The following is a 14,180-nucleotide window of genomic DNA, read 5'->3' on the forward strand; positions in this document are numbered from 1 at the left end:
TATGAAGCTTAAAATTGGATTATATTTTGGATCATTCAATCCAATTCATATTGGACATTTGGCCATTGCAAATTATATGGCTGAATACTCCGATTTGGATCAAATTTGGTTTGTAGTAAGTCCACAAAACCCATTTAAGCAAAAATCAAGCTTACTTAGCGATTATCACAGGTTAGAGTTGGTAAATCGATCAATTGAAGCATACTCTAAATTAAAAGCCTCGAATATTGAGTTTGGTTTACCTAAACCTTCCTATACAATTGATACCCTAACTTATTTAAAAGAGAAATATTCCGAATATGAGTTTTCTTTAATTATGGGTTCAGATAATCTGAAAAATTTCGAAAAGTGGAAAAACTACGAATTAATTCTGCAGAAGCATGATTTGTATGTTTACCCAAGACCGGGCTTTAAGGATAAAGAAGTTGAGCTGAATGGTACTGTTCATTTGGTAAATGCACCACTTATGGAAATATCATCGAGCTTTATTAGGGAGGCAATTAAAGAAAAGAAAGACATTCCCTATTTCATACCAGAGGCGGCTTACAACTACATAAAAGAGATGCACTTCTACGAAAAGTAATAAAAACAAAAAGGCAGGTCCCCACCTGCCTTTTTCTAACCCAAAATGATTTCCAATACGAAACTTTAACCCTAAAACCTTATACAATTCATATTGAAATGTTGATTCGTTCAACGTGCCTAACCACTACACTCCCGAATCGGAGTGCAAAGGTAGATATTATTTTTAATCTACAAAGGAAATTTAAATTATTTTCCTAAAATTTGATTCTAAATAAATTTCACATCACCTTAAACCCTTATTCCAAAAGTCTTTAAACAAAAAAAGAGGCTACAATTGTAGCCTCTCTTCATATATTTTCTAATTCTATTAGTTAAAAATTGCATCATCTACACCTTTGTTTACAAGCAATTCTTTAATGGTTAGAGGCATTTCCTGTGGTCCCATTTTGGTAATGGTTTGGAATGGATATTTCACACCATCAACTTCTTTGTAATCCTTGTATAACATGATCATGCTCATACCTTGTTGCTGAGCAACGGTCTTAACTTTTAATCCTGTATTTGCATTAAAGAAATCAAATCTTGAATTTCCTTGCGGATCTTTAATTTCAACCTTATAAGCTTTTTTACCATCAACTTTTTCAGTACCAACTAGCTTCATCTCATAACCTAGCTTTTCCATAGAAAGTTCAGGGCACATTTGTGCTTGTTGTTTAAATCCTGCCAATTGTGCTTCATTTGCTACCATTTCCTGTCCTTGTGCAACTACTCTACCAGCAGTTCCATTGTAATACATTGCCTGCATTACCTGTCCATTCATGGTCATTTTCATACAGAATTTCTTATTATTTTTCTGTGCTGTCTCAACATTAATGCTCATTGGGCCCATTTTCATTTCACCTTTAATGCTGATATCTTTTACAGCTTCCCATTTATCACGACCTCCAATTGCAGCAACATAATTATCAATTACTGATTTGCATGTTAAACCTTCTGGAATTGCATTAAGATCTTCTTTTACAATATCACCTTTGTAGTCAAATTCTTCAACTTCACCATCAGAATCTAATTTTGCCAATTGCTTTTTGTATTTCTTATCACCAACAACCAAGTAAACCGCATGATTAGGATCTACATACTTTTTAGCCATTGCCTGAATATCTTCCAAACTAACTTTATCCAATTTTTCAAGGTAAGTTGCATAATAATCGGATGGCAAGTTATAACGTTCTATAGCCATTGCAAATCTGGCAATAGTACCTGGATCTTCAAGAGATCTTGCAAAGTCACCAGCCATAGTTGCTTTGGTCATGTTTAAATGATCTTGTGTCAACTTCGTATCTCGGATTCGATTCATCTCAACAACCATTTCCATTAATGCACTATCAGTTACTTCAGCTTTAACTTCTGAGCTAGTGTAAAAACCACCAACCAATTTATCTGAATATAATCTAGAGCCTGCACCATAAGTATATGCTTTATCTTCACGCAAATTTTTGGTTAATAATCCAGAAAAACCACGACCTAACATTGCATTCATAACTGATGCTGGAATTACATCAGGATTACCTTTCTTCAATTCAAATGTGTTGTAGATTCTCACCAAAGACTGAGGAGCAGCATCTTTATTCGCCAATACTACACGCTTACTTTCAATTTTTGCAGGCATTTCATAAGAATGATTTGGAACAACAGCAGCTTCCCACTCTCCAAAATACTTTTTAACCAACTTTTTAGCCTCTTTGGTAGTAATATCACCAACAATTGCCATTAATGCCTTATTTGGCTTAAAATAGGCTTCATAGTACTTCTTACAATCTTCTATGGTAATACTCTTAACAGTTTCTTCAGTTACAACATCTCCGTAAGGATGATTTGCAGGATACAATACTTTGCTTCTCATATTACCTGCCATTGACTTAGGATCTGTTTTATTTGCTTCCAAACCTGATAAAGTTTGCTTTACAATTTTATCAAATTCTTCTTGTGGGAAAGTTGGATTCAACAACACATCGGCCATCAGTTCAAGAATTTGTTCCTTATATCTTGACAAACCTCCAGCATCAATTCCTGATGAAGAAACACCCAATTCAGCACCGATAAAATCGATTTCATCAGCAATTTGCTTTGAAGATCTTGTTGCTGTACCACGATCAAGTAATTGTCCCATAATCGACAAATAACCAGCTTTGTCGCCTTCAACAATAGGATCATTTAACAAAGAGATTGCAAAACCAACTTGAGGTAACTTATGGTTTTCAACCACTAAAACCTTCATTCCATTTTTAAGGGTAAAACTCTCGTAATCACCTAACTGTACTTTTGGAGCCGGACCAGCTTTAGGAGCTTTTGTTCGATCAACCTGAGCACTAGCTGTAAATACGAAACAAACAACAACAGCAAGTGCAAAAAATCTATATAAGTTTTTCATTTTCATATATTTTCTATTCTGGAAATTTCAATTAAGAACTTCAATATTATTTCTGCTTTGGTAAGTAATACAAAACAACTCTGTTCTCTGGAACGAAATACTTTTGGGCAACATTTCTAATATCTTCTTTTGTTACAGCAAAGTATTTTTCAAGCTCCTTATTTACTCTTTCAGTATCTTTAAAGTAAGTATAAGCAGTAGCAAGGTTTTCTGCACGATCAGCAATCGTTGCGTTCGAACTTACAAGCTCGTTCTCAATTTTATTTCTTAGTTTCTGAAATTCTCTATCAGAAATCAATTCGTCTCTTACCACAGAAAACTGTTTGTCCATTTCATCCTCTAAAGCTTTAGGATCTACACCCATGTTTGGAATACCAAAAGCAAGAGTCAAACCTGGATCTTCATAAGGCATTGGGAAAGCCATCAACTGAATTGCTTTTTGTTGGTTATCAACCAATTCTTTGTAAAGACGAGAACTTTTTCCATCAGTCATCAATTTGGATAACATATCAACAGCATAAAAATCAGGAGTTCCTACAGCTGGAATATGATAAGCTTGAATAACTGCTGGCAATTGAATATTATCAAATACTGTATCTCTAACCTCAGTTGTCTTTTTAGGCTCCAGAATATTTGGACGATAAATCTCTTTAGTTCCTTTTGGGATTTCAGCGAAATAATCGTTTATTAATTTTTTCGCTTCCGCTTTGTCAAAATCACCACAGATAGTCAATACAGCATTATTCGGCACATAAAATTCTTTGTAAAAATTCATAAAATCCTCATCCTTTGCATTACGGATATGTTCTTCATCTCCAATTGGAGTCCAACGATATGGATGCTTTTCATAAGCATGAGCCATTGTTTGAGGCAGGATTGTACCATAAGGAGGATTATCGTATCGCTGCTTCTTCTCCTGAATTACAACTCCTTTTTGAGTTTTAATGCCAATTTCTTCAACTTTTGCATGTAACATTCTTTCCGACTCTAACCATAAGCCTAATGCCAATTGGTTTGATGGAAGCATTTCAAAGTAATAAGTTCTGTCTGTAGAAGTATTTGCATTCAACTCACCACCTGCTCTTGACACATACTTGTCATATTGGTGACGAGGAATGTTCTTGGTTCCTTCAAACATTAGATGTTCAAAGAAGTGTGCAAAACCAGTAAGTTCAGGACTCTCATTCTTAGAACCAACATGGTACATTACAGAAACTACAATGTTTGGTGTAGTATGATCTTGCTGCAAAATAACATGCAAGCCATTGTTTAAATCATACTCTTCGAACTCAATTTTTCCATTTTGGGAAAAGCCACTTGCCAGTCCGAATACAACTAGCAATGAAAGTAGTAGAAGCTTTTTCATCATCATTTTATATTGTTTTACATTATTAATTGGATTCAATTCGAATCTAAAACTGCTAAACAATATTAGATGATTATATCGCCAATTTCAATTTTTTTGGATAAACTCAAATTTAACTCGATAAAACGATGTATTAAACTGTTAAACCTCTCTGACTGAACAAAACAGTTAAAACTTGTTAATTATACCGTATAAAAAAGAGGAGCTCCAATGAACTCCTCTTTACTTATTGTATGTATGTTATGTCTGTTGTGATTACAGCACTTGAACATTTTCAACACTATCAATTCCTTTCTGAATTGCTTCAATATTTAATGGAATTAATTTATGGTGACGTTCTGGTAAAGATTTTTCCAAACCTTTCTTAACATTTTCAACTTTAACGATAGGTTTCACATTTAAGAAACCTCCTAAAATAATCATGTTAAAAGTTTTAGGATTACCCATTTCAGCAGCCAAAGCAGCTCCAGGAATCTTAAAAATATTAATGTCTTTTCTCTCTGGATGACGAGTAATACCGTTTGGATCATATAGTAAAGTTCCTCCTGGTTTAATATCAGCTTCGAACTTATCCATCGATTGTTGATTAAGAATGATCGCAGTATCAAACTTCTTCAAAACAGGTGAACTAATTCTGTCATCACTTAAGATTACTGTCACGTTAGCAGTACCTCCACGCATCTCAGGACCATATGATGGCATCCATGATACTTCCTGATCTTGCATAATACCTGAGTAAGCTAAGATTTTACCCATTGAAAGTACACCTTGACCACCAAATCCTGCAATGATAATTTCTTCTGTCATTTTTTTTACAGTTTTTATTGATTTAAAATGGAGTTCTATTCATCTTTTAATGTACCCAATGGATAATAAGGGAACATATTTTCTTTCATCCACTCATTAGATTGAGTTGGAGATAATTTCCAACCTGAAGAACAAGTTCCTACAATTTCGATGAAAGAAAGACCTTTTTTCTCTCTAGTATTTTCAAACCCTTTGCGAATAGCTTTTTTCAACTTTCTTACTGCACCTGCAGTTTCAGCTGATTGACGAGTTACAAAGCGTGTACCTGGTAACAAGCTAACCATTTCACTCATTTTCATTGGAAATCCTGTTGTTGCACAATCACGTCCGTAAGGAGATGTTGCAGTTACCTGACCTTCCAAAGTTGTTGGTGCCATTTGACCACCTGTCATACCGTAAATAGCATTATTTACGAATACAACTACAATATTTTCTCCACGGTTACAAGCATGCATGATCTCAGCACATCCAATAGATGCCAAATCACCATCTCCTTGATAAGTGAATACATATTTATCTGGCATTAAACGAGATGTAGCTGTAGCTAGTGCAGGAGCACGACCGTGAGCTGCTTGTTGCCAGTCAATATCTAAATAATTATAGGCTAATACAGAACAACCTACTGGTGAAACACCAATTGTCTTATCCTGAATATCCATTTCTTCGATAACCTCAGCAATTACCTTGTGAATTACACCATGTGTACAGCCAGGGCAATAGTGCATTTCGTTATCTAAAAGAACATCGGTTTTCTTGTAAACCAAGTTCTCTTTGCTAATAATATTATTGATTTCAGTTGTTGCTGTCATAACTTATTTTCCTAAAATTTTTTCTTCCAATGCTTCCACAACTTCTTCTGGTGTTGGAATAATTCCACCATAGCGTCCGAAGTGTTCTACAGGAACTTTACCTTCAACTGCTAGTCTAACATCTTCAACCATTTGACCAGCACTCATTTCTACAGATAGGATACCCTTAACCTGTCCCAACATTTCTTGAATTTGTTTTGTTGGATAAGGGAATAGAGTTATTGGACGTAACAAACCAACTTTAATACCTTTTTCTCTTGCAAGCTCAACTGATTTCTGGCAAATTCTTGCACTTGAACCATAAGCTACGAATAAGTAATCTGCATCGTCACAAGCAATTTTTTCGAAACGAACATCGTTCTCTTCCATTGCTCTGTATTTAGCTTGAAGTTTGTGATTGAACACTTCTTGCTTTGCAGAATCCAAATCCAAAGAAGTTGAAATATTACGTTCGCTACCAGCTTTCTTACCGTTAGTTGCCCATGATCCTGAAATCTTTTCAATTTCCTCATCAGTCCAACGTGGTTTGTAATCAGATAATTCTACCTTTTCCATCATCTGACCGATAACACCATCAGATAGAATCATTGCTGGATTTAAGTATTTAAATGAAAGCTCAAACCCTAGGTCAACAAAATCGTTCATTTCCTGAACTGATGCTGGTGCCAAAACGATTAATTTATAATCACCATGACCACCACCTTTTACAGCTTGGAAATAATCAGACTGCGCAGGCTGAATGGTTCCCAAACCTGGGCCTCCTCGTACAATATTTACAATTAATGCAGGAAGTTCAGCTCCCGCTAAATAAGTAATACCTTCAGCTTTCAAGCTAATCCCTGGACTAGATGAAGAAGTCATTACTTTCTTACCGCAAGAAGCACCACCATAAACCATATTAATAGCAGCAACCTCACTCTCAGCTTGTAGAACCACCATGCCAGTTTCATTCTCTGGTCTGCGGATCATTAGGGTCTCCATAATTTCGGATTGAGGAGTAATTGGATATCCGAAATATCCATCGCAACCACAGCGAATCGCTGCTTCCGCAATTACCTCATTTCCTTTCATTAAACGAACGTCTCCCATTACGAATATTTTTTATAAATTTTTCAGATTTTAGTAATAAGTACTTATTGTACTAGCTAGCCTTGGCTCTGTAAACTGTAATTACAGTATCAGGACAAACCAAGCCACAGCTTGAACAACCAATACAAGCATCTGGATTGGCCATATGAGCATAATGATAACCTTTACCATTTACTCCTCTTGCCAGTTCGATAACCGCTGTAGGACAAGACACTACACAAAGTCCACATCCTTTACATTTTTCGGTATCAACTACAATAGCACCTTTAAATTTTGCCATAGCATTTATAATTAAAAATTAAATGTTTTTACACTCTAAAGGTAACAAATTAAAAGCAATCTTAACGATTCAGCTTTCAATTTATCATCTCATTAAATCAACTGAATTTCAATTCCTTACACCTAAACACCAGAATTTACAATCAGTCTAAATAATATAATCCACTAAGGATTAAAACATTATATCTTTTTTAGCTTAATTTACTTTCTAATTGATGATGTTTTTCAAACTCTTTTAATCTGAATTCAAGATCCTTGAATTGATCACGAGAAATTTGAGAAACACATGCTCTTAGTCCTTCTTTCAAGCTACCAGTTTCATTCAAACAAATTGCTGAAATTCCATAATACAATAACTCTTTATTTAGCTCAGCACCTGTCATTCCAGGATATGAAACCGTAAAATAGAATCCGTCAGCAAGTGGTACATTCACATCAGTATCATAAACCAACTCGAAACCATTTTCTAGGAACATCTTTTTCATGATTTGAGCTCTTTTGCCATACTCTTTCACATCATTGATAAAATCAAAACTTCCTTCATTTGCAGCCTTCAACATCGCACACAATGCATATTGTGCCGAGTGAGAAGTTCCAGATGATAAAGTATAAATAATTCTATAGATGATTGTATATCCCAATTCACCAGTTCCACCAAATCTTTTCTCAAGATTTTCGAACTTACGGCTATATAGTTTATCTGAAATACAAAGCAAACCAATACGCTGCCCAGCATAACTAAACGCTTTTGAGCTCGAAATCATCAACACATAGTTATCGGTATAATTTGCAACACTTGGCTGATAAGGAGCCACACCTGGCTTACCTAAATCCGAACGGAAATCCATGGCAAAATATGCCAAGTCTTCCATCACGATCGTATCGTATTTATTGGCTAGCTCACCAATAATTTTAAGTTCTTCTTCATTAAAGCAAATCCATGCCGGATTGTTAGGATTTGAATAAATCATTCCAGCGATATTGCCTTTCGAAAGAAATTCTTCTAATTTTTCTCTTATCTTTTCTCCTCTGTAATTGTAAACATCGAATGATTCATATTTCTGTCCCATTACCTCCAACTGTGTTTTCTGTACTGGAAAACCTGGATCGATAAACAATATTGTATCTTTTTTAGGATCACAATTTCCTATAGCCATAAAAGCTGCATATCCACCCTGCATTGAACCAACAGTTGGAACAATACCATCAGCTTTGACATCGATGTTCATGAAATTCTTTACGAAATGAGAACCTTCTTCTTTTAAAGCTTTAACACCTTCTAACATTGGATATGCCGAAGCAGCTCCTTCCTCTAAAGCTTTTTTCTCTGCTTCAATCCCCACTTTTGCAGGTTTTAATCCAGGAACTCCCATCTCCATTCTAATGAACTTCTCTCCACTTTCCTCCTGAATTAAATTTACAACACGAACAATATCACGAATTGTTGCATCAGCCATATCACTAATTCCGCAATACGCTAATTGTTTATCAACAACTTCTTTATTTATGGGGGTGTTTTTCATCTCACTTTATTTTTGTGGTAAAGGTTAATAGCTGGTGAGATTTTTCGCTTATCCATCTCAAAATCTTTCAATGCTTAAGCATCACTATTACTCACCTTACTAATTTTATGCAATTTTACGAATTTTAATAACAAATTAAAACATCAAACTCTTATTTGATTGCAATCTAAACAAAGTAATCGTTTTAAATGTTTCAATTCGTCACATTAAAGCTTCGTTATCTTACAAATTAAAAGAGGCTGATCGGAATACCGTCAGCCTCTTTTATTTTTTATACTCGATAAAATATTATTCAAATTCAGGAAGAATAACTTCTAACCATTTCTCTACCCTTTCTTCGGTAAGGTCTGACTCAAAGTCTTCATCCAATGGCAGGCCAACAAATTTGCCATCAACAAATGCTCTCGACTCGTTAAACTCATAGCCTTCATTACTAACCTGACCAATCATTTCGGCTCCTGTAGGTTTAATTGCCTCTGCCAAATCTCCCATTGAATCAACAAAGAAATCTGCGTAAGCAATATGATCTCCTAAACCAAAAAGAGCAATTTTTTTACCTTTTAGATCTAAACCATTCAGCTTTGGCAAAAAATCGTCCCAATCATTTCCAGAATTATCAGATGACCATGTATGTTTTCCAAGTGTTGAAATTCCCATGATAATATTTGAATACTCCGTCAATTTTTCAGCGTCGGTTTCTTTAACCAAATGAACTTCAACTTTTTTAGTAGTTATCTTCTCAGCTACAATTTTAGCGACCTTATCCACATTTCCGCCTTCAGGTCCGTAAAACAATCCAATTTTACTCATAGGACAATATTTTATGTTAGTGTGTTTCTTGTTTCTTCTACAAAGTTAAAACTATTTGGCACTTTTCAAACTCGCAATAGCAAGCAATACGCCTAGTACAATACCTAAAACCGCCGCAAATAATACTTGAAAATCTGGTGGCAATAAAAAGGTAATTGTATGGGCTGGAATCCAAAAAAATGGAATTGTCTTTTTAAATACAAAGTTCCACTGAACATCCCAGTTTAAACTCACGAAAATATTTGAAAACTTTATTGGACGAAGTAAACCAACTACAGTACCTCCATTATCAACAATGTGAGTATCGGTAATCTTATGTAGGGTCATCATTACAGGCGCATAAATCAAATTCATAAATGCACTAATACTGAATGCTACCAACAATTTAGTTCCTGAAAATGGTTGATTCATCGCTTCCACGGCCCCCTCTACTCCCAAGTATGATAAGAAAATTGGAGTACCAGTTGCAAAAATTACAAATGCAAGCTTAATGGTTAAGCCTAAAAATCCCCATACGATTGCTCTTGGAATTACACCAAAACCTTTCTGATAATAATTTCCTGTTCGAATACGTAAACCGATTACTTCACCAATTGTTGCCAAAATTGCAAACTTAATGAAACTGGTTATCATACCATGTTCCTTATTAAAATCGATATAAAAATCGAAAACAGTTTGAGATACAAAAAATGGCAAGAACAACAGTACGAATCCTAGCCAAAAGATAATATCCTGCTTTTTCATTGTCTAATAGTTATTTGTTTATTGAACACAAATAGCATGAGAATACTCCCATGCTATTGTATTTACTTTTCTGATTGCTCTGTATAGTTGTCCAGACCTTGAAAGAATCCAGTTTTTACTTCTTTCCATTTTATCGCTATCCCAATTAAAAGGATAATCACAAAACTGATCAACATTTTTTCATTCTTATTCAGATCTTTCCACTTTCTCATCGCAAATCGTTTTATTCTTTTTCTATTCTGATACGAGCATCAACAGCTGTAACCGCATCCTTATTACCCAATAGTGGATTCAAGTCCATTTCAAAGATTTCTGGAGCAACTTTCATTAATGCTGCTACACGAGTTACCGCTTCAGCAAAACGTTTTTCATTTACTGGTTCCTGGCCTCTTACACCTTTGATAATTCCGTAAGAATTCAATCCTTGAATCATTTCATGAGCTTCCTCAGTTGAAATTGGAGCAAGAGATGCTTTTACATCTTTTAATACCTCGATAAAGATACCTCCCAAACCACACAATACCATGTGACCAAATTTTTCTTCACGCTTCGCACCAATGAATACCTCAGTACCGCTAAGCATTTGAGCCAACATTACAGCATATGTATCTTTAATCTGCATCATTCTCTTGAATTCAGAACGAACAGTTTCTTCATCTTTCACATTCAAGGTTACACCACCCACATCTGATTTGTGAACTGGCCCAACAACTTTCATCACCAATGGGAAGCCTATTTTCTTAGCCAAAGCAACGATTTCTTCTTCAGTATCAGCAACACCTTCTTGTGCACGTGCAATTCCAGCAGCGTCTAACAAGTTGTGAATTTGTTCCGGGCTTAAATATCCGTTATCAGCCTCGTCAACAATCTTACGAATTCCTGCTACATCAACATCTGGTAGAGCAATCTCTTCTGGTTGTGGTTTTGGTGTATTGTACACCTTAGCCAATGCGTTACCAAATACAACCTCATCAGGGAAGTTAATTCTACCTTTAGCCAGGAAGTGCTCAATCTCATCTTTCACATTAATTACCGATGGAAGAATTGGATAGATTGGCTTCTTACACTCTTTCATTTTCTCGTGTAAAAGATCGTATACATCGTATACTGGGAATAATCCAGGGCTACCGAAAATCACAGCCATTGCATCGATGTTATCAAAATCATTTTCACAAGCATCAATGATATCACCCAATTGTTGAGCAGTACCAGTTGCCAAGAAATCAATTGGATTTGCAACAGAAGAACCTGGATATAGTTTCTCTAATAAAGCATCAGCCTTAGGACCTTCGATATGAGGAACATCCAAACCATTATTTGAAAGGGAATCAGTCAACATTACTGCAGGGCCACCAGCGTGAGTGATTACAGCAACATTCTTGCCTTGCAATTCAGGATGCATAAAAATTGATGCAACAGTTGCCAACTCTTCACGACCGCTACAACGAACGATACCAGCTTTTTTGAACAATGCATCAACAGCAACATCAGAACTAGCCAAAGCACCCGTGTGCGATGAAGCAGCACGGCTACCAGCTTCTGAACTACCCGATTTAATAGCAGCAATCTTACATCCTTTACGGATCAAAGATGAAGCATGCTTCAATAGCATTTCAGGCTTATCAATATTTTCGATGTATAAAAGCTTTACCTTCGAACTTGTTTCTGGATCGAAGCTTTCATCCATGTATTTCAAAATTTCTTCAACACCCATTTGTGCCGAGTTTCCTACCGAATAAACGCTAGAGAATGACAATCCCTTAGGAACACCAGACTCCATAATGAATACCGCAGTTGCACCAGATCCTGAAATAAAATCACAACCTTTAGGATCTAGAGATGGAATTGGAGTGGTGAAAACACCATTGTAGTTTGAGTTTAATACACCAACACAGTTAGGGCCAATTAATGAACCACCAACAGAATTTACTGTATCAACAATTTCTTGTTCTAGTTTAGCTCCCTCCTCATTTTCTTCGCTAAAACCAGCCGATAAAATAATAAATGCACGTGTATTTCTTTCTTCTGCTAAAAATTTAATGGTAGAAGGACAGAATTTAGCTGCAATTGCCAAAATCGCAAGATCTACATTAGGCAGATCCTTAGGATCTTTAAATGATTTAACACCTTGTACTTCATCTAATTTAGGATTAGCTACGTACAAGTCTCCTTTAAAATCTCCATCAATAAGATTCTTTAAAACCTTTCCTCCAGGCTTTTGCACATCGTCGGAACCACCAACTACAACTATACTTTGGGGGTTAAGTAATTGTTCGTTTATCATTTTTTCGTTGTTTATAATTTTGCGATTTTCCGACAAATATAGTAATAATCTGCTCCTATTGAGCTGATTTATCAAACAATCCGTAAGTAAAATTCAGTTTTTCGCTTATCAATATTGTTATTTAGAAGCATAGCTATCTTATTTCCACTCAAACGTTTTCGAACAACATCATATTCAGATTTAAGAGTATTTTATTCCAAATTGCATCCAATGGTACAAAAAGCTAGAATTTTATAAGTATTTTTGTCGGAGAAACAACAGATACAAAATCAAATGTCAAAAAGTATTCAACAGATCCTGGAGCAAGACTCATTAACAAAAGAAAATATAATCCAATTATTAAAATCTACCGGAGAAGATGAGAAGGCATTGTTTGCCAAATCATCTGAAGTTAAGCTTAATTACATTGGAAAAAATGTTCATTTCAGAGGATTGGTTGAATTCTCAAACATCTGTAAAAAGGATTGTTTGTACTGTGGCATTAGAGCAGGAAACAAAAATGTTGACCGATACGACATTGCTGACGAAGAGATACTAAAAGCTGCAAAATTTGCTTACGATAACAACTATGGCTCGGTGGTTCTTCAGTCTGGTGAAAGATCGGACAAGGAATTTGTTGACAGAATTGAAAATCTGCTAAAGGAAATTAAAAAACTTAGCAACAACGAGCTTGGCATTACCATCTCGTTAGGTGAACAAAGCAAAGAAACCTACCAACGTTGGTATGATGCAGGAGCTCACCGATACTTACTAAGAATTGAATCGAGCAATCGTGAATTGTATGAGAAAATTCATCCCAAGAATGACAATCATGCTCATGCAACAAGATTAAGTTGTCTGAAAGCTTTACAAAACATCGGCTATCAGACAGGTACTGGTGTAATGATTGGCATTCCATTTCAGACTTATGAAGATTTGGCCAATGACTTGTTGTTCATGAAAGAATTTGACATCGATATGGTAGGAATGGGACCATTCATCGAGCATGATGAAACGCCATTGTATGAATATCGCGATCAGTTAATGAGTTTGAATGATAGATTCAGATTAACTCTTAGAATGATTGCCGTTTTGCGCATTTTAATGAAAGACATCAACATTGCATCGGCAACAGCTCTGCAAGCAATTGATCCATTAGGGAGAGAAAAGGCCCTAAGAATTGGTGCCAACATAATCATGCCAAATATTACTCCAACCAACGAAAGAGCCAACTATTTGCTTTATCAGAACAAGCCTTGTATTGATGAAGGTGCGGATGACTGTACAAACTGCATGGAAGCCAGAATCAACATGGCCGATGGAGAAATTGGCTACGGAGAATGGGGAGATTCAAGACACTATGCAAACAGAAGGAAGAATGTTTAGCTAATAAGAATTCCAATTCCAGAAATTCTATACACATTGATTGCCGTTCAATACACCCATAGAAATTTCCCTGGCACATTGCACGAGTGGCAATGTTGATTTTGAATTTAAAAAGCTGCGTTGATCGAGTGGAAAAACGCCTTTTTAA

Annotated in this window: 13 protein-coding genes; 2 read left to right on the top strand and 11 right to left on the bottom strand. The window is 35.7% G+C overall.

Translation table 11 applies throughout. From position 1 onward, the window contains the following. Position 1: 1 nt before the first annotated feature. Entirely contained in the window at positions 2-583 is a 582-nt protein-coding gene (gene nadD, locus BXY64_RS19025) for a nicotinate (nicotinamide) nucleotide adenylyltransferase (RefSeq protein WP_120241562.1), read from the top strand. Between the two features lie 309 nt (positions 584-892). Here the strand turns inward: nadD and BXY64_RS19030 are convergent, their stop codons facing one another. From BXY64_RS19030 to BXY64_RS19075, 11 genes are all read right to left on the bottom strand, one after another. Continuing rightward, on the bottom strand, positions 893-2,956 hold the full coding sequence (locus BXY64_RS19030; RefSeq protein WP_170150709.1) for an insulinase family protein: 2,064 nt from the start codon (positions 2,954-2,956) through the stop codon (positions 893-895). Positions 2,957-3,002: 46 nt separating this feature from the next. Next, positions 3,003-4,328, bottom strand: coding sequence for a M16 family metallopeptidase (locus tag BXY64_RS19035; protein WP_245996709.1), 1,326 nt, complete (start codon positions 4,326-4,328; stop codon positions 3,003-3,005). A gap of 249 nt (positions 4,329-4,577) precedes the next feature. After that, positions 4,578-5,129, bottom strand: coding sequence for a 2-oxoacid:acceptor oxidoreductase family protein (locus tag BXY64_RS19040; RefSeq protein ID WP_120241564.1), 552 nt, complete (start codon positions 5,127-5,129; stop codon positions 4,578-4,580). 35 nt (positions 5,130-5,164) lie between these two features. Then, positions 5,165-5,938, bottom strand: coding sequence for a thiamine pyrophosphate-dependent enzyme (locus tag BXY64_RS19045; protein ID WP_120241565.1), 774 nt, complete (start codon positions 5,936-5,938; stop codon positions 5,165-5,167). Between the two features lie 3 nt (positions 5,939-5,941). After that, positions 5,942-7,027 carry a 3-methyl-2-oxobutanoate dehydrogenase subunit VorB gene (locus tag BXY64_RS19050; RefSeq protein WP_120241566.1) on the bottom strand — a complete coding sequence of 362 codons (1,086 nt, stop codon included), beginning with the start codon at positions 7,025-7,027 and terminating at the stop codon, positions 5,942-5,944. A 52-nt stretch (positions 7,028-7,079) separates the two neighbouring features. Beyond that, positions 7,080-7,307, bottom strand: a complete 228-nt coding sequence (locus BXY64_RS19055; protein ID WP_054716272.1) for a 4Fe-4S dicluster domain-containing protein — start codon at positions 7,305-7,307, stop codon at positions 7,080-7,082. Between the two features lie 190 nt (positions 7,308-7,497). After that, positions 7,498-8,829, bottom strand: a complete 1,332-nt coding sequence (locus BXY64_RS19060) for an aminotransferase class I/II-fold pyridoxal phosphate-dependent enzyme (protein WP_120241567.1) — start codon at positions 8,827-8,829, stop codon at positions 7,498-7,500. Between the two features lie 288 nt (positions 8,830-9,117). Beyond that, positions 9,118-9,639 (bottom strand): flavodoxin, encoded by a 522-nt coding sequence (locus tag BXY64_RS19065; protein ID WP_120241568.1) that lies wholly within the window; start codon positions 9,637-9,639, stop codon positions 9,118-9,120. 51 nt (positions 9,640-9,690) lie between these two features. Beyond that, on the bottom strand, positions 9,691-10,383 hold the full coding sequence (locus tag BXY64_RS19070; RefSeq protein ID WP_120241569.1) for an Mpv17/PMP22 family protein: 693 nt from the start codon (positions 10,381-10,383) through the stop codon (positions 9,691-9,693). 62 nt (positions 10,384-10,445) lie between these two features. Beyond that, positions 10,446-10,595, bottom strand: coding sequence for a hypothetical protein (locus tag BXY64_RS21405; RefSeq protein ID WP_170150710.1), 150 nt, complete (start codon positions 10,593-10,595; stop codon positions 10,446-10,448). An 11-nt stretch (positions 10,596-10,606) separates the two neighbouring features. After that, positions 10,607-12,667 (bottom strand): acetate--CoA ligase family protein, encoded by a 2,061-nt coding sequence (locus BXY64_RS19075; protein ID WP_120241662.1) that lies wholly within the window; start codon positions 12,665-12,667, stop codon positions 10,607-10,609. Positions 12,668-12,940: 273 nt separating this feature from the next. On the opposite strand from BXY64_RS19075, the gene hydE reads away from it, so the two are divergent. Beyond that, on the top strand, positions 12,941-14,032 hold the full coding sequence (hydE, locus tag BXY64_RS19080) for a [FeFe] hydrogenase H-cluster radical SAM maturase HydE (RefSeq protein ID WP_120241570.1): 1,092 nt from the start codon (positions 12,941-12,943) through the stop codon (positions 14,030-14,032). Positions 14,033-14,180: the final 148 nt, after the last annotated feature.

Origin of the sequence: Marinifilum flexuosum, from assembly GCF_003610555.1 — a bacterium.
Taxonomy (GTDB): domain Bacteria; phylum Bacteroidota; class Bacteroidia; order Bacteroidales; family Marinifilaceae; genus Marinifilum; species Marinifilum flexuosum.